This window comes from Streptomyces sp. NPDC056486 (assembly GCF_042795295.1).
GTDB lineage: Bacteria > Actinomycetota > Actinomycetes > Streptomycetales > Streptomycetaceae > Streptomyces.
Genome location: NZ_JBHTSF010000180.1, coordinates 1 through 16,353, shown reverse-complemented (window position 1 = coordinate 16,353; position 16,353 = coordinate 1). Strand labels below are relative to the sequence as shown.

At 69.3% G+C, this 16,353-nt stretch carries 13 protein-coding genes; 7 read left to right on the top strand and 6 right to left on the bottom strand.

Features of this window, described 5'->3' with window-relative positions; translation table 11 throughout:
• Nucleotides 1-1,407: MFS transporter (locus ACFQ7F_RS39645; protein WP_383282179.1), on the bottom strand; the 1,407-nt coding region annotated here is incomplete at its 3' end.
• A 210-nt stretch (nucleotides 1,408-1,617) separates the two neighbouring features.
• Here ACFQ7F_RS39645 and ACFQ7F_RS39640 point away from each other — a divergent pair.
• Complete coding sequence (locus ACFQ7F_RS39640; RefSeq protein ID WP_383282184.1) at nucleotides 1,618-2,064, top strand: MarR family winged helix-turn-helix transcriptional regulator; 447 nt, start codon at nucleotides 1,618-1,620, stop codon at nucleotides 2,062-2,064.
• 25 nt (nucleotides 2,065-2,089) lie between these two features.
• On the opposite strand, the gene ACFQ7F_RS39635 is transcribed toward ACFQ7F_RS39640, so the two are convergent.
• From ACFQ7F_RS39635 to ACFQ7F_RS39615, 5 genes are all read right to left on the bottom strand, one after another.
• The gene (locus tag ACFQ7F_RS39635; RefSeq protein ID WP_383282176.1) at nucleotides 2,090-4,126 is read right to left on the bottom strand and encodes an RICIN domain-containing protein; all 2,037 of its coding nucleotides are present in this window, start codon (nucleotides 4,124-4,126) and stop codon (nucleotides 2,090-2,092) included.
• A 54-nt stretch (nucleotides 4,127-4,180) separates the two neighbouring features.
• The gene (locus ACFQ7F_RS39630; protein WP_383282173.1) at nucleotides 4,181-6,241 is read right to left on the bottom strand and encodes a beta-galactosidase; all 2,061 of its coding nucleotides are present in this window, start codon (nucleotides 6,239-6,241) and stop codon (nucleotides 4,181-4,183) included.
• 53 nt (nucleotides 6,242-6,294) lie between these two features.
• Nucleotides 6,295-7,632: an ABC transporter substrate-binding protein gene (locus ACFQ7F_RS39625; protein WP_383282170.1), complete on the bottom strand. Its 1,338-nt coding sequence runs from the start codon at nucleotides 7,630-7,632 to the stop codon at nucleotides 6,295-6,297.
• A 70-nt stretch (nucleotides 7,633-7,702) separates the two neighbouring features.
• Nucleotides 7,703-8,671 carry a carbohydrate ABC transporter permease gene (locus ACFQ7F_RS39620; RefSeq protein WP_383282167.1) on the bottom strand — a complete coding sequence of 323 codons (969 nt, stop codon included), beginning with the start codon at nucleotides 8,669-8,671 and terminating at the stop codon, nucleotides 7,703-7,705.
• A gap of 4 nt (nucleotides 8,672-8,675) precedes the next feature.
• Entirely contained in the window at nucleotides 8,676-9,602 is a 927-nt protein-coding gene (locus ACFQ7F_RS39615) for a carbohydrate ABC transporter permease (protein WP_383282164.1), read from the bottom strand.
• Nucleotides 9,603-9,945: 343 nt separating this feature from the next.
• On the opposite strand from ACFQ7F_RS39615, the gene ACFQ7F_RS39610 reads away from it, so the two are divergent.
• The 6 genes from ACFQ7F_RS39610 to ACFQ7F_RS39585 all read left to right on the top strand — a co-directional run bounded on the left by ACFQ7F_RS39610 (nucleotide 9,946) and on the right by ACFQ7F_RS39585 (nucleotide 16,310).
• Entirely contained in the window at nucleotides 9,946-10,935 is a 990-nt protein-coding gene (locus ACFQ7F_RS39610; protein WP_383282161.1) for a LacI family DNA-binding transcriptional regulator, read from the top strand.
• A gap of 90 nt (nucleotides 10,936-11,025) precedes the next feature.
• The gene (locus ACFQ7F_RS39605) at nucleotides 11,026-12,543 is read left to right on the top strand and encodes an SDR family oxidoreductase (RefSeq protein WP_383282159.1); all 1,518 of its coding nucleotides are present in this window, start codon (nucleotides 11,026-11,028) and stop codon (nucleotides 12,541-12,543) included.
• A 73-nt stretch (nucleotides 12,544-12,616) separates the two neighbouring features.
• Nucleotides 12,617-13,201 (top strand): sigma-70 family RNA polymerase sigma factor, encoded by a 585-nt coding sequence (locus tag ACFQ7F_RS39600; RefSeq protein WP_383282156.1) that lies wholly within the window; start codon nucleotides 12,617-12,619, stop codon nucleotides 13,199-13,201.
• The gene (locus tag ACFQ7F_RS39595; RefSeq protein WP_383282153.1) at nucleotides 13,198-13,953 is read left to right on the top strand and encodes an anti-sigma factor domain-containing protein; all 756 of its coding nucleotides are present in this window, start codon (nucleotides 13,198-13,200) and stop codon (nucleotides 13,951-13,953) included. The genes ACFQ7F_RS39600 and ACFQ7F_RS39595 overlap by 4 nt, the downstream gene beginning before the upstream one ends.
• Nucleotides 13,954-13,981: 28 nt before the next feature.
• Nucleotides 13,982-15,346: a cryptochrome/photolyase family protein gene (locus tag ACFQ7F_RS39590; RefSeq protein ID WP_383282150.1), complete on the top strand. Its 1,365-nt coding sequence runs from the start codon at nucleotides 13,982-13,984 to the stop codon at nucleotides 15,344-15,346.
• A 325-nt stretch (nucleotides 15,347-15,671) separates the two neighbouring features.
• On the top strand, nucleotides 15,672-16,310 hold the full coding sequence (locus ACFQ7F_RS39585; protein ID WP_383282182.1) for a fasciclin domain-containing protein: 639 nt from the start codon (nucleotides 15,672-15,674) through the stop codon (nucleotides 16,308-16,310).
• Nucleotides 16,311-16,353 lie beyond the last annotated feature (43 nt).

Genomic DNA, 16,353 nt, shown 5'->3' with positions numbered 1-16,353 from the left:
GGCGGCGTCGTTGCTGCCGCGCAGAGCGGGGATGAGGCTCGCGACGGCGGCCGATACGAGTGCCACACCGCAGCCGATGAGCAGGCCCGTACGGAAGCCGTCCTCGGAAGCGAGTGTGTGGCCGCCCAGGGTCATCGTCATCTGTGCGAGGACGACGCCGATCACGGCCGACCCGATGGTGGTGCCGAGCGAGCGCATCAGGGTGTTGAAGCCGTTGGCCGCGGCCGTCTCGGAGACGGGAACCGCGCTCATGATCAGGGCGGGCATGGAGCCGTAGGCGAGGGCGACGCCGCTGTTGATGACGATGCCGACGATCATGAGACCCCAGGCGGTGCCCATGAGCGGCAGTGCGATGCCGTACCCGACCGCCATCACGAGCGCGCCGCAGATCAGGGCGACCTTGGGGCCGCGGGAGTTGATGAGCTTGCCGCCGAGCGGAGAGATGATCATCATCATCACGCCGCCGGGCGCCATCCACAGGCCTGCCGCCAGCATCGACTGGCCCAGGCCGTACCCCGTGGCCTCGGGGAACTGGAGCAGCTGCGGCGCGATCAGCATGAAGGCGTACATGCCGACACCGATGAGGATCGAGGCGGCGTTGGTGAACAGCACGCGGGGGCGGGCGGTGGTCCGCAGGTCGACCAGGGGGTCGCGGGTACGCAGTTCGTAGAACCCCCATGCGGTGAGCGAGACGACCGCGAGGGCGAGCAGGCCCAGCGTGCTGCCCGAGGCCCAGCCCCAGTCGCCGCCCTTGCTGATTCCCAGAAGCAGCGAGACCAGGCCGATGGCGAGGCCGATGGCGCCCGGCGCGTCGAAACGCTGGCCCTTGGCGCCGGCGGGGACGTCCGGTACGACGAAGAAGATCAGGGTGCCGATCATCAGGGCGAGAGCCGCGGAACCCCAGAACAGCACCCTCCAGTCCGCGTACTGGGCCACGGCCGCGGCCAGGGGCAGGCCGATGGCGCCGCCGATGCCCATGGACGCGCTGACCAGGGCGATGGAGCCGCTCAGCTTCTGAGCCGGGACGACGTCGCGAAGGAGTGCGATGCCGAGCGGCACCATGCCCATGCCCATGCCCTGCAGACCGCGCCCGATGATCATCGGCACGACGGATGAGGAGAGCGCGCAGACGATCGAGCCGATCACCAGGGGCACGGTGCAGGCGAGCAGCATGCGCCGCTTGCCGAACAGGTCGCCGAGGCGTCCGGAGACCGGCACACACACGCCGGCGACGAGCAGGGTGACGGTGACCACCCATGCCGCGTTCGAGGCGCTGGTGTGCAGGATCTGCGGCATCTCCGCGATCAACGGGGTCACCAGCGTCTGCATGACCGCGGCAACAGTGCCCGCCATGGCGAGCGTGGCGACGACTGCGCCTGATCGAGCGGTCGGCTGGGGGCCGTCCATGGGGGAGCTCCTCTACGAAACATCTCTACGAACCATCGGCAAGGTCCACATGCGCCGGAAGCGCCATGTGCACAATACACACTACATGGCCCCACCATATCGAGTGTCGGATGCATATAGTGGGCGCAGTGAATTTGCGGTAGGCACGACGCGGAGGGATCTCACGTGAGCAGGGCGGAGCAGGCGGCGGACCGGGTGGAGTTCGAGCAGATGCTGATGGGCCGCTATATGCATCTGCACAAGAGCAAAGGGCGTCGGGTCGGCGGCGTCCTCGACCGCAGCGCCTACATCCTGCTCAGCCGCATCCGCACGCAGGGCCCGATGTCGCTCGGCCAGCTCGGCGACGCCTTCGGCCTCGACGTCTCCACGCTCAACCGGCAGACCGCGTCCGCCATGCGCGCGGGCCTGGTCGAACGCATCCCCGACCCCGAGGGCGGCATGGCCCGTAAGTTCCGCATCACCGAGGAGGGCGAACAGCGCCTCGACGAGGAACGCGCGTACATCGTCGCGAGCCTGGGCCGCATCATGACCGACTGGCCGGAGGAGGACATCGCGGCGTTCGCCGATTACCTCCAGCGCTTCAACGCGGGCATCGAGCGGCTCTACGGCATGCCCTGGCCGCGTCCACAGAAGGAGCCCTCGTCAGTGGTGAACTGACGAGGGCTCCCCGTATGCCTTTGCCTCAAGAAGCCGTCACATCGGACACCTTCCAGCGCTGATTGGCGCCGGAGTTCGGTGTCCACGTCGTGACGGCGGCTCCGTCGTGCGTGGCCTGGCCGCCGACCTCGAGGAGCCGTCCCGTGGCCGCGTTGACGAGGGTCCAGGTGCCGTCACCGGTCGTGGACATGATCCACTGGGCGGCCTTGCCGCGGGGGCCGGTGTCGGGCTCGACCACCGGGGAGCCGTCACGGACGGCAAGGCGCTTTCCCTCCGCCCGGTCGGTGAACACGTACCGGCGCTGGTTGCCGGTCTCACCGCTGATCTGCCGCAGCCGCCACCGCTGCCCCGCCGTGTCCGCGGCGGCCTTGATGACGAGGCCGGTGCCGTTGTCGGCGACGGTGAGCTCCTTGCCGCTCTGGACGCCGGTCAGTTCGTACGTGTGGTCCTTCTTCAGCAGGGCGGCGTCCTTCGCGACCCCCGACACACCCTTGACGAGGAACGAGGTCACCGACTGGGCGGGCACCTCGAAGGTGGCCTTCTTGCCGCTGACGGCGATGGGAGCGTGTCGTTCGAGCTTGCCGTCGGCGCTGGTCACGACGGGCGTGACGGTGGCCGAGCCGCGCACGCGGTCGAACTTGGACAGGTCGACCGTCACCGTGCGCCCGGCGGTCGTGCTGTTGACGTGGACGACCGTCGCTCCGTTGCCCTTCTTGGACACGGCGGCGGCGCTCGAAGTGTCGTCGACCTTGACGAGCCGGTCGCCGGGCTTGATGAAGTGGGTGAAGTTGCGTGCCGTGTCGAACTTCGTGTTCGTACGGATCGGGCAGGTCTGGGGCGTGTCCTTGGAGGTGCAGCTGAACGGCAGCTGGATGCTGCCCCAGTTGCCGCCCTTGGCGGACTCGCCGCCGGGCTTCATGTTGTCGTAGTCCTCCACCGGCTGCCAGAACACCCAGGCCTTCGGCTCCAGTTCACGCAGGTCGTCGACCATCCGCTGGGCCATGCCGAGACCCGGCCGCATGTCGTCGAAGTCCTGCCCGTCGCCCCAGTCGCCCTCTACCTCGCTCATCCACAGCGGCTTGTCAGCCGCCTTGGCCAGGTCGCGCACGCTGGTGCGACCGTCGGTGCCGTAGGTGTGGACGTTCATCTGGCCGACGGCGTCCCTGACCTCCTGCGGGTAGGTGTTCCAGTTCCGCGTGAAGGTGGTGGGGTTGGTCTCGTCCATCGCGGCGATCTCCGCGCCTGTCCTGGACTTCGTGAGAGCCGGGTCAAGGGCGCCGATCACCTTCTGCTGGAGCTCGGGGCCGATATGGGCCCCTTCCTGGCGGCCGCCGACCGGCTCGCCGTCTTCTCCCAGGCGAGTGCCCCAGTAGTCGGTGTTCGGTTCGTTGAACGGGTCGAGGGTGTCGACCTTGATGCCGTGGGCCTTCTCGAGGCGTTCGGTCGCGCCCACCAGGTACGAGGCGAAATCGTCGACGGACTCGGTCTTGAGCTGGTCGGTGCCCGCGTCGAAGTTGCCCGAGACGTAACCGCTCTCTGTCATGAACCAGGGCGGCGAGTTGCTGAACGTCTCCCAGTGGTCGACGTCCTTCTTGATCCGGTCGACCCACCAGCGCTGGGTGGCGTCGGCCTTCGGGTTCCAGTCGGCCTGGTCCGCGGCGCTCCACCAGTCGGTGTCCTCGCGGGTGGTGCCCGCCGGAGCCTTCCACCAGCCCTCGACCGCGCCGCCCGGGCGCAGATAGTCCTTGACGTCGGGGGCGTTGCCGCCGCCGATGTTGTAGCGGGCGATGTTCAGGGCGAGGCCGTCGTCGCCGAAGAGGAGCCGGGCCAGCTTCTCGCGTATCTCCTTGGGGTAGTCGCCGGTGGCGTTGGCGAACCAGACCAGGCTCGTGCCCCAGCCCTCGAACTCCTCGTGCTGGTAGGAGGGGTCGGGCCGGACGGTGACGGCGGCGGAGGCCGCGGCGGCCGGCTGCGGCGGTGCGGTGATCAGGGCCGCCCCGGTGGCCAGGGCGGTGATGCCGACGATGCCGACGAGTCGTCTCGTGCGGGTACGGGATACCAACGTGTGCTCCCAACGTAGGTGACGGGGTGGCGCTGTACAGGAGGGGGTGGTGGCTCAGGGGTTGGTGGTGGTCTGTCGCAGGACGGCGACTTCCCTGGGCGGCAGGACGAGAGCGCCGTCCCCGGCGGCATCCCGGGAACCGCCGACGAGGACGTCTCCGGTCAGTCCTGGCAGCGGCACGGCGTCGTCCGTTCGATTGACCAGGAACAGATAGCGGCTCTCGGTATCGCGGCGTACGGCGAGCTCGACGTGTCCGCGTGCGGGGGCGGGCAGTTCGCTCTCGACACCGGCCGCGGCGAGGAGCTGAGGCAGCAGAGTGGTGAGGCCGCCCGTGCCGAGCCGGGTGGAGACGTACGCCGCCGAACCCCGCCCTGCCGCACGGCGGGTGACGGCGGGACGCTCGGCATAGTCTCCGGTGCGATACCGGGCGAGCACCTCCGTCTCCGGCCCGGTGACGGTGATCCGGTCGGTCCACACCGTGCCCGTGGTGGCGTTGTCCAGGGCGACCGTGTCGTCGTCGAGCAGCGGCCCGAACTCCTCGACGCGGATGCCGAGCAGGTCACGCAGCGCTCCTGGATAGCCGCCGAGCCAGATGTGGTCGTTCTCGTCGACGATGCCGGAGAAGTAGGTGGTGACCAGATGGCCGCCGCTCTCGACGTAACGCGTGAGGTCCTTGGCGAGCGCCTCGGGGACCACGTGCAGCACGGGCGCGATCAGGACTTCGTACGGGGCCAGATCGTTGCGCGTGGTCACGACGTCGGCGCGGATGCCGAGGGCGAGGAGCGCGGAGTACCAGTCCAGGGCCTCCTGGTGGTAGTCGAGACGGGAGGTGGGATGGGAGTCCTGCTCGCTGGCCCACCACGAGTCCCAGTCGAAGAGGACGGCCACCCGCGCCGCCTCGCGCCCGGCCCCCGCGACGGGCGAGAGCGCCTCAAGGGTCTGCCCCAGCCCGGTCACCGCACGGAACAGATCGCTGTCGGCTCCGGCGTGCGGCACCATCGCCGAGTGGTACTTCTCGGCGCCGGCCGCCGACTGGCGCCACTGGAAGAAGCACACGGCGTCGGCGCCGTGCGCGACATGCAGCAAGGAGTCGCGGGCGAGATCGCCCTCGCGCTTGGCCACGTTGACGGGCTGCCAGTTGACTGCACTGGTGGAGTGCTCCATGAGGAACCACGGACGGTGGCCCGCGATGGAGCTCGTGAGGCTGGCGGAGAAGGACAGCTCGTCCCTGGCCTGCGGACCGGGCACGACGTAATGGTCGTTCGACACGAAGTCGATCTCGCCCGCCCAGTCGGCGTAGTCCATGCCCTTGGTGCCGCCCATCACCATGAAGTTCGTGGTGACCGGCACCTCGGGGGTGAGCTCGCGCAGGACGTCCCGCTCCGCCCGCAGATACTCCTTCAGCGCGTCCGACGAGAACCGCTTGAAGTCCAGCTGCTGGGTGGGGTTGGGGTGTGATGCCGCGAGCCGGGGCGGCAGGATCTGCTCCCAGTCGCTGTAGCGCTGCGCCCAAAATGCCGTACCCCAGGCGTGGTTGAGACCGTCGAGCGTGGTGTAGCGGGCGCGCAGCCAGCCGCGGAAGGCGCGGGCCGCGTCGTCGGAGTAGTCGTAGATGTTGTGGCAGCCGAGCTCGTTCGAGACGTGCCAGGCCACGAGCGCCGGGTGGTCGGCGTAGCGCAGGGCCATCTCGCGCACCAGGCGCAGCGCGTGCTCCCTGAAGACGGGAGAGGTCGGCCGCCAGTGCTGCCGCGCCCCCGGCCACACCGTCTCACCGGACGCGGTCACCGGAAGGATCTCCGGGTGCGCCGCGGTGAGCCAGGGCGGCGGGGACGCGGTGGCGGTGGCCAGATCGACCCCGATGCCGCCCGCGTGCAGGAGGTCCATGACCTCGTCGAGCCACGCGAAGTCCCAGGTGTCCTCGGCCGGTTGGATACGCGCCCAGGAGAAGATCCCCACGGAGACGATGTTGACGCCGGCCTCGCGCATCAGCCGGACGTCCTCCTCCCAGACCGCGCGCGGCCACTGCTCGGGGTTGTAGTCGGCGCCGTACGCGAGACGGGGGGCGACGTCACCGTCCGGTCCGCGCAGCAGCCGGGACGGGAGGGTGGGGGGCATGGTGGTCCTTCCGGAGTGGAGCTGGGGGTATGGAGGGGCAGGGCTGTGCCGCGCTACTTCTGGACGCTGAAGCCCTGCTCGGAGCCGTACTTGACGGAGGCGTCCTGCCAGGACTTCAGGCCCTTGGACAGGGGAGTGCCGGAGACGTAGGCCTTGCCCGCGGTGTCGTTGAAGATCGAGTTGGCGTACACCTGGTACGGCAGGTACTTCCAGTCGTCGGCGACGTTCGCCGCGGACTCGGCGAAGACCTTGTTGGCCTTCTGGCCGCCGAAGTACGGGAACTCGGTGTCCTGGAACGCCTTGGACTTGAGGTCCTTGGTGGTCGCGGGGAAGGCGCCCTCCGAAATGCGGGTCTGCACGCCCTTGCCGGAGTTGGCGTACTCCACGAAGGCGTAGGCGAGCTCCTTGTTCTTGCCGAGCTCGGGCAGGGCGAGCGAGCTGCCGCCGTTCTCGGCGCTCGCCTTGTCGCCCGCGCTCCACTGCGGCAGCGGCGCCGCGCGCCAGTCGCCGGAGGCCTCCTTCACGCCGGAGGCGAAGTTGGCGGGCATCCAGGCGCCGGTGGGCAGGGTCGCGATGGTGCCGTCACCGAAAGCCTTGTACCACTCGTCGGTCCAGGGGTTGATCGGTGCGACCAGCTTCTCGTCGATGAGCTTCTGCCAGGTCTCGGTGTAGGCGCGGGCGCCCTTGTCGGAGAAGTCGATGCCCACCTTGGTGCCGTCGACCTTGTAGGGGCGCGAACCGGCCTGCCACAACAGGCTGGTGGTGAGCCCCGCGTCGCCCGTGTCGCTGGTGATGTACGCCTTCGGGTCGGCCTTGTGCAGCTTGCGGGCGGCCTGGAGGTACTCCTCCCAGGTCGTCGGCACCTTGATCTTGTGCTTGTCGAAGACCTTCTTGTTGTAGAAGAGAGCCATGGGGCCGGAGTCCATCGGCAGGGCGTAGACGCCCTCACCGGACTTCACCGCGTTCCACGGGCCCGGCGAGTACGAGTCCTTGAGCTTGTCCGCGCCGAAGGGGGTCAGGTCGGTGATGGACTTGGTCAGGGCGTACTGGCTCAGGGCGTAGTACTCGACCTGCGCGACGTCAGGGACGCCCTTCTTCGCCGAGATGGCGTTCTGCAGGGCCGTGTACTGGTCCTTGTTGGTACCGGCGTTCACCAACTCGACGTCGACGGCAGGGTGTTCCTTCTCGAAGTCGGCGACGACCTTCTTGAGGGTGGGTTCCCACGCCCACACCTTGACCTTGCCGCCCTTCTTCAGGGCCGCCTTGACGTCCGCGGCCGAGACCTGCTTCTGGCCGGAGTCGTCGTCGGAGCCGCCGCAGGCGGTCGCCCCAAGAGCGAGGGCGCAGACGAGACCTATGCCGCGCAGCAGGCGGCGGGAGTTCTGGGGCATGGCGATGCTTCCACTTCTTCGTGGTCGACAAGGGCTGGGCGGGACAGGGGCAACTGGCGGACGGGGAGTGCTACTCCTTGACGCTTCCGGCGGCGAGTCCGGACTGCCAGTACTTCTGGAGCAGCAGGAAGGCGGCGATGAGCGGCAGGACGGTGATCAGTGAACCGGTGATCACCAGGTGGAAGACGGGATCGCCGCCCGCTGTCGCGGCCTGGGCGTTCCAGCTCTTCAGGCCCAGGGTCAGCGGATACCAGTCCGGGTCCTTGAGCATGATCAGCGGCAGGAAGTAGTTGTTCCAGGTCGCGACCATCGTGAACAGCAGGACGGTCACGGTGCCGGGCGCGAGCAGGGGCAGAGCGACCTGGAAGAAGGTGCGCAGCTCGCTCGCCCCGTCGATGCGGGCGGCCTCCATCAGTTCGGTGGGGATGGCCTCGGTGGCGAAGACCCACATCAGGTAGAGGCCGAAGGGCGAGATGAGCGAGGGGATGATGACGGCCCAGGGGGTGTCCGTCAGGCCCATCTTGCTGAACATCAGGAAGGTGGGTACCGCGAGCGCCGTACCGGGCACGGCGACGGCGCCGATGACGACGGCGAAGACGGCGCGCTTGCCGAGGAAGTCGAACTTCGCGAGGGCGTAGCCGCCCAGGACCGCAAGGAAGGTGGCGCCCCCGGCCCCGATCACCACGTACAGAAGGGTGTTGAGGAGCCAGCGGGTGAAGACACCGTCGTTGTACGTGAAGGTCGCGCCGATGTTGTCCCACAGGGCGAAGTCCCCGCTGAACCACAGGCCGAACGAACCGGCGAGCCCCTCCTGGGTCTTGGTGGCGCTGATGACCAGCCAAAGGAGCGGTATCAGGCTGTAGAGCAGGACGAGGCCGGTGAGCACGGTGAGCAGCACGCTGCGCCGGGGACGGCCAGCGCTGTGCCGGCGGGACGTGCGGACGCGGGGTGTGCGCAGGCGGGGTGCCGCGCCCGGAGAGCGGGCGGGCCCGGGAACGGTGGGGGAAGCGGTGGTGACGGGGCTGCTCGGTCCGGTCATCGGGTCACGCTCCCTTGCGCATGCCGCGCAGCTGGACGACGTAGGCGATGACCATGGTGATCAGGCCCATGACGATGGCGACCGTCGCGGAGTAGTTCTGCTGCTGGCCCGAGAAGGACAGCGAGTACGTGTAGAGGTTCGGGGTGTAGTCGGTGGTGATGGAGTTGGGCGCCAGGTTCTGCAGGATGCTCGGCTCGTTGAAGAGCTGGAAGCTGCCGATGATCGAGAAGATCGTTGCGATGACCATGGCGCCGCGGATCGCGGGGAGTTTGATGGCCGTGATGACGCGGATCTGACCGGCGCCGTCGATCTCCGCGGCCTCGTACAGGGAGTGCGGGACGACGCGCAGCGCCGAGTAGAAGATCAGCATGTTGTAGCCCACGAACTCCCAGGTGACGATGTTGCCGATCGACGCGAGGAGCAGAGAGGGCGAGAGCGGATCGGGCAGCGAGACGCCCAGGGCGTCGTTGATGTCGCCCACGAGCCCGAAGCGGGTGCCGTACATGAAGCCCCACATCAGCGAGGCCACCACGGCGGGCACGGCATAGGGCAGGAAGACCGAGATCCGGAAGAAGTCCTTGCCGTACAGGCGGCCGCTGTCCAGGGCGAGTGCCACGAGCAGGGCGATGCCCAGCATGATCGGGACCTGGACCGCGAGGAACAGCGAGACCCGGCCCAACGACGCCCAGAACTGGTCGTCGCTCAGAGCCTGTTGATAGTTGTCGAGGCCCACGAACGTGGTGCCGCCGATGAGTTGGTCGCGGAAGAGGCTGAGATAGACCGAGTAGGCGAGGGGAGCCAGGAAGACCAGGGCGAAGACCGCGACGAAGGGGCCGATGAATCCCCAGCCCGTCCAGGAACGGCGGTTCCGTGGTGACGGTGGTCGGGCAGGGCGCCGTTCCGCGGCCTCCTGCAGGTGAAGCGTCGTCATGTCGTTCCTCGCTCGTCCATCTCGGAACCGGCGTCACGTGGCGCGATGTTTGCGTAAACATGGGCGAACGCAGCGGTGTGACCAGGCCATGAGCCGGGCGCCGCAGGGTGTTATGTTTACGTAAACATTCAGTGGCGGAATGTCTACACTGCCTCGATGGCGACGGTCAAGGGTCGTCCGAGAAGACGGACAGGACGGTCGAAGGCCGTTCGAAATCACGGTCAAGAGCCGTCCGAGAAGGCTCCATACACACCCGGCGAGGCAGACAGTGCGAGCAACAGAAAGCACCCCGGCGAACGGCGTCCACGGGGAACGGGCCGCGCGCCGCGGGCAGAGCGCGTCCATGGCCGACGTGGCCGCGCTCGCCGGAGTCTCCTCGCAGACCGTCTCCCGTGTCTCCAACGGGTATTCGGGCGTCACCGAGGAGACCCGGCAGCAGGTGCTCGACGCGATGAAGGAACTCGGCTACCGGCCCAACAGCGCGGCCCGTGCCCTCAAGCGCGGCGAGTTCCGCACGATCGGCCTGATCACCTTCAGCCTCTCCACCACGGGCAACGTACGCACCATCGACGCGATCGCCACCTCCGCCGCACAGGAGGGGTACGCCGTCACCCTCCTGCCCGTCGCCGTCCCCACGCAGGACGAGGTGCGGGGCGCCTTCTCCCGCCTCGGGGAGCTCGCCGTCGACGCCGTCATCGTCATCATGGAAGTGCACCTGCTCGACGCGGCGGCCCTTTCGCTTCCCCCTCATGTCCAGGTCGTCGTGGCCGACTCGGACGCGGGGGACCGCTACACCGTGGTCGACACCGACCAGGCGGGCGGTACCCGCGACGCCGTACGGCACTTGCTCGACCTCGGCCATCGGACCGTATGGCACCTCGCGGGGCCCGAGGACTCCTATGCCGCACAGCGCCGCGCCGACGCCTGGCGGGCGACGCTCGTCGACGCCGGGTGCGACCCGCCGCCGCTCGTACGCGGGGACTGGTCGGCGGAGTCCGGATACCGGGCCGGACTCGGCATCGCCGACCAGCAGGACTGCACCGCGGTGTTCGCCGCCAACGACCAGATGGCCCTCGGCCTGCTGCGCGCCCTGCACGAGCGCGGCCGCAAGGTGCCGGACGACGTCAGTGTCATCGGCTTCGACGACATCCCCGAGTCCGGCTCGTTCCTGCCACCCCTGACGACCGTCCACCAGGACTTCGCCGAAGTGGGGCGCCGCTGCGTCGAGGGCGTCCTGCGGCAGATGCGGCAGAGCACGCCGGAGCGCGGCACCACGCTCGTGCCCACGCGACTCGTGCAGCGTCAGAGCACCGCACGGCCCCCTGCACGCTGACCCACTTCGCGTCCGCTGATCGCGCGCTACAGACCACAACCGGGGGAAGGTGGGAAGGCGAGAACATCGTTCGATGCCGGAGAGGTGCCCATGGACAGCGGCGAAGACGCGCAGGGGCTGCGCTGCCTGGTGACCGGGGCGACCGGTTACATCGGAGGGCGCCTCGTTCCCGAGCTGCTCGACGCGGGGCACGAGGTGCGCTGCCTCGCCCGCACGCCGGGCAAGTTGCGCGACTACCCCTGGGCCGGGCGGGCCGAGGTGGTGCGGGGCGACGCGTCCGACGCCGATTCGGTCGGCGCGGCCATGCGGGACATCGATGTGGCGTACTACCTCATCCATGCGCTGGGCACCGGATCCGGCTTCGAGGAGAAGGACCGCGAGGCCGCCCGGATCTTCGCCGAGCAGGCCCGCGCCGCGGGCGTGCGGCGCATCGTCTATCTGGGCGGACTCACTCCCCAGGGCGTCCCGGACGAGGATCTTTCGCCGCATCTGCGCTCACGGGCCGAAGTGGGCCGGATCCTCCTGGACTCCGGCGTACCGACCACCATGCTCCGCGCCGCCGTGATCATCGGCTCCGGCTCCGCGTCCTTCGAGATGCTGCGCTACCTCACCGAGCGCCTGCCGGTCATGGTCACGCCGAGCTGGGTGCGCACCCGGATCCAGCCGATCGCCGTGCGCGACGTCCTGCGCTACCTCGTGGGCAGCGCCACCATGCCCGACGATGTCAGCCGCGCCTTCGACATCGGCGGGCCCGACGTCGTCACCTACCGCGACATGATGACCCGGTACGCGACCGTGGCGAAGCTGCCCCACCGCCTCATCCTGCCGGTTCCCATGCTGAGCCCCGGCCTCTCCAGCCACTGGGTCGGCCTGATCACCCCCGTACCGGCGTCGATCGCCCGGCCGCTCGCGGAATCGCTGCGGTACGAGGTCGTCTGCCACGAGCGCGACATCACGCGGTACGTTCCCGACGCGCCCGGCGTCCCGATCAGCTTCGACAAGGCGCTCGCACTGGCCCTCGAACGCGTGAAGGACGCCCAGGTCAGCACCCGGTGGTCGTCCGCCTCGCTGCCCGGCGCCCCCAGCGACCCGCTGCCCACCGACCCCGACTGGGCCGGCGGCAGCCTCTACACCGACCGCCGGGAACAGACCGTGGACGCTTCGCCTGAGGCCCTGTGGCGCGTGGTGGAAGGCGTGGGAGGCGACAACGGCTGGTACTCCTTCCCGCTCGCCTGGGCCGTGCGCGGCTGGCTCGACCGGCTCGTCGGCGGGGTCGGCCTCAGACGGGGCCGCCGGGACGCCCAGCGGCTGCGGGTGGGGGACTCGCTGGACTTCTGGCGGGTCGAGGAGATCGAACCGGGACGGCTGCTTCGGCTGCGCGCCGAGATGCGCCTGCCGGGCCTCGCCTGGCTCGAGATGTACGCGGAACAGGACGACGAGGGGCGCACCCGCTACCGGCAGCGGGCGCTCTTCCATCCGCGCGGCCTCCTCGGCCACGCGTACTGGTGGAGCGTCTCGCCGTTCCACGCGCTCGTCTTCGGCGGCATGGCGCGCAACATCACACGTACGGCCGAACAGCGCAGCGCCAAAACCGCACAGAAAACGTGACCCACCGGCAATCCGACGACGCACCGGCTCCGAATCACCTCTGAAGGCGACCGTCGTCCAGGAGGATCACCGGGTGAACGAAGTGGTGCACATCAGCGGGGCCCCATCGGCGGGCCCCGATCTGGCCGAGCTGCTCGGCCGGGTGGCCCGCGGCGACCAGCAGGCTTTCGCCTCGCTGTACGACGGGGTGTGCTCTCCGGTCCTGGGTGTTGTGCGCACGGTGCTGCGCGATCCGGCCCAGTCCGAAGAGGTCACCCAGGAGGTGCTTGTGGAGGTGTGGCGTTCCGCAGCGCGCTACCGGCCGGAGCGGGGGAGTGCCATGAACTGGGTCCTCACGATGGCGCATCGCAGAGCGGTGGACCGCGTGCGTTCCGTACAGGCGTCGGCCGAGCGCGACCACAAGGCGGCGCTGCTCGAACGCACACCGGCCTTCGACGAGGTGAGCGAGCAGGTCGAGTCCCGCCTGGAGCGCGAGCAGGTGCGCCGCTGTCTGCGCAACCTGACCGAACTGCAGCGGCAGTCGGTGACCCTCGCCTACTACCGCGGACTGACCTATCGGGAGGTCGGCGAGCTCCTCTCCGTACCCCTGGGGACGGTCAAGACCCGGCTGCGCGACGGATTGATCCGGCTGCGCGACTGCCTGGGGGTGAACGCATGAGCGCCGCCGATCTGCACACACTGACGGGCGCGTACGTCCTGCACGCACTCTCGGACGAGGAGCGCACGGAGTTCGAGCGGCACCTGGAGGTGTGCGAGGCCTGCGCGCAGGAGGTGCGTGAACTGGCCGCGACGGCCGGGCGCCTTGCCCGTGCCGTGTCGGTCGCCCCTCCGGCACACATGAAGGTTGAGGTGCTGCGGCGGGTCGCCACGGTCCGCCAACTGCCGCCGCACACGCCCGCACCGGGGAAGACCAACGGTCGCACCGGCCGTGGACGGCAGCTGCCCCGCTTCGCCCTCGCCGCATGCCTGGCGGCCGCCGCGGGGTTCGGCGGGATCGCCGTGTGGCAGCACCAGCGGGCCGACGAGGCGGCGACGCGTGCGCAGGAGGCGCGGCAGCAGTCCGAGAAGCTGGCCCGGGTGCTCGCGGCACCGGACGCCAAGGCCTCCACCGGGCGGCTCTCCGACGGGGCGACCGGCACGGTCGTGGTGGCCAAGAGCCTCAACCAAGCCGCCTTCGTGGCGGCCAAGATGCCCGAACCGCCGTCGGGCAAGGTCTATCAACTGTGGTTCAACGACGACGGAACGATGCGTTCGGCCGGTCTCATGAACCCGGCGCGCAGCACCGAAGCCGTGCTGCTCGAAGGACCGGTGGACCAGGCCTCCGGCATCGGCATCACCGTGGAGCCTGCGGGCGGCTCCGACGAGCCGACGTCAGACCCCCTGGCCCTGATGAATTTCCCCAAGGCATGAGAAGCAACAGCATGAGGAGCCGCAGAAAGTGACCGTATCGATCGTCCTGTTCACCTCCGATCTGCGCCTGCACGACAATCCGGTGCTGCGTGCCGCGCTGCGCGACGCGGAGCGGATCGTCCCGCTGTTCGTGTACGACGACGGGGTACGGGCCACCGGGTTCGACGTGCCCAACCGGCGTGCCTTTCTCGCCGACTGCCTGGAGGATCTGGACTCGGGGCTGCGGGGGCGCGGCGGTCGACTCGTGGTCCGCAGTGGTGATGTCGTCGACGAGGTCTGCCGGGTGGTGAAGGAGACCGGGGCGGCGGGGGTGCACGTCGCGGGCGGGGTGAGCCGGTACGCGACGCGGCGCGAGGAGCGGCTGCGGGCCGCCCTTGAGGACGCCGACTGCCGTCTTGTCGTGCACGACGCGGTCGTCACGGCTGTCGCTCCGGGGGAGTTGCTTCCGGCGGGCAAGGACCACTATGCCGTGTTCACCCCGTACCACCGGCGCTGGACGGCGGCGGGCGTACGGGACGTCGTGGCCCCTCCGCGCAAGGTGCGGGTCGCCGACGTGGCATCGGAGAGCGTGCTGCCGCGTGCGGAGATCACCGGCGTCTCGCAGGGACTTGACGCAGGCGGCGAGAGCGCCGGGCGCCGACGGCTGCGGGCCTGGCTGTCCGGCGGCATCGCGGAGTACGAGGACGGCCAGGACGATGTCGCGGGCGATGCCACATCTCGGCTCTCGCCCCATCTCCACTTCGGCACCCTGTCGGCGACCGAAGTCATCCACGGGGCGTCCCGCGAGGGCTCGTCGGGGGCGCAGGCGTTCATCCGGCAGCTGGCCTGGCGGGACTTCCACCACCAAGTACTCGCCGCCCGCCCGGACGCGGCCGCCCAGAACTACCGCACGCGCGGCGACCGGTGGCGCACGAACAAGAAGGAGATCGCAGCCTGGGTCGACGGGCGCACCGGCTACCCCTTCGTGGACGCGGCGATGCGGCAGCTGAGCCATGAGGGCTGGATGCACAACCGGGCGCGGTTGGTGGTGGCGAGCTTCCTCACCAAGACGCTCTACGTCGACTGGCGGGTGGGCGCCCAGCACTTCCTGAGTCTCCTGGTGGACGGCGATGTCGCCAACAACCAGATGAACTGGCAGTGGGCGGCGGGCACCGGTACCGACACCCGGCCCAACAGGGTCCTCAACCCCGTGATCCAGGGCAAGCGCTTCGACCCGCGCGGCAGCTACGTACGCCGCTGGCTGCCCGAACTCGCCGATGTCCCGGACCGGTACATCCACGAGCCGTGGAAGCTCACGGGCCAGGACCGGGCGGATGCGGATATCGACTATCCCGACCCGATCGTCGACCTTGCCGAGGGCCGGGCCCGCTTCGAGCAGGCCCGCGACGCCTGAGCGGTGAGGGGCGCCTGAGTGACAAGGGACGTCTGCCCACCGGCGGGGCGGGTGTACCGGATCGGGTGAATGTGGATCCGGGACCAATCCCCGGCGCACCCCGCGACGAATTCCCTGTGTGAGCGAAGAACGGAAGACGCGGGGACGGTGCGCACGGCCAGTGCGCCCGGGGTCCGGGGGCGAGCCCCGGGCCGAGGCCGCTTCTGACGGCGCGACCGTTCGGTATCCGGCGGTGGCTCCACCGCCCTGATGCCGTCTGCTCCAAGCCGGCCGCCTGTTCCCGGCCACCCCACGCATGCAACGACGCAAGGAGATCACCATGTCCATGTACTCCACCCGAATCCGCCGTACCGCGGTCGCCGTCGCCGCCGCGGCGATGCTGCCGATCGGCCTGACGGCGTGCTCGGACAGCGGTGACAAGGACACCAAGGCCGCGGACTCCTCGCCCAGCGCGAAGGAGTCCAAGACGGACGACTCCATGACCATGGACGAGCCGTTCGGACCTGCCTGTTCGTCGGTTCCCCAGAGCGGCAAGGGCAGCTTCGACGGGATGGCGAAGGACCCGGTCGCCACCGCCGCGTCGAACAACCCGGACCTGTCGACCCTGGTCACCGCGGTCAAGAAGGCCGGTCTTGTCGACACCCTGAACAACGCCAAGAACATCACGGTGTTCGCGCCGACCAACGACGCCTTCGCCAAGATTCCGAAGGCCGACCTGGACAAGGTCCTTGGCGACAAGGCCATGCTCACCAAGGTCCTCACCTACCACGTGGTGGGCCAGAAGCTGGCGCCCAAGGACCTGGAGAACGGCTCCTACGAGACGCTGGAGAAGAGCAAGCTCACCACCGCGGGCTCCGGCAAGGAGTTCAAGGTCAACGACACGTCGAACGTCGTCTGCGGCAACGTCCCGACGGCCAATGCCACGGTCCACATCGTCGACACCGTCCTGATGCCGAAGAGCTGACGGACACCGCCGAAAGCCTCCGCCGCCCCGTCCAGGGGGCCGC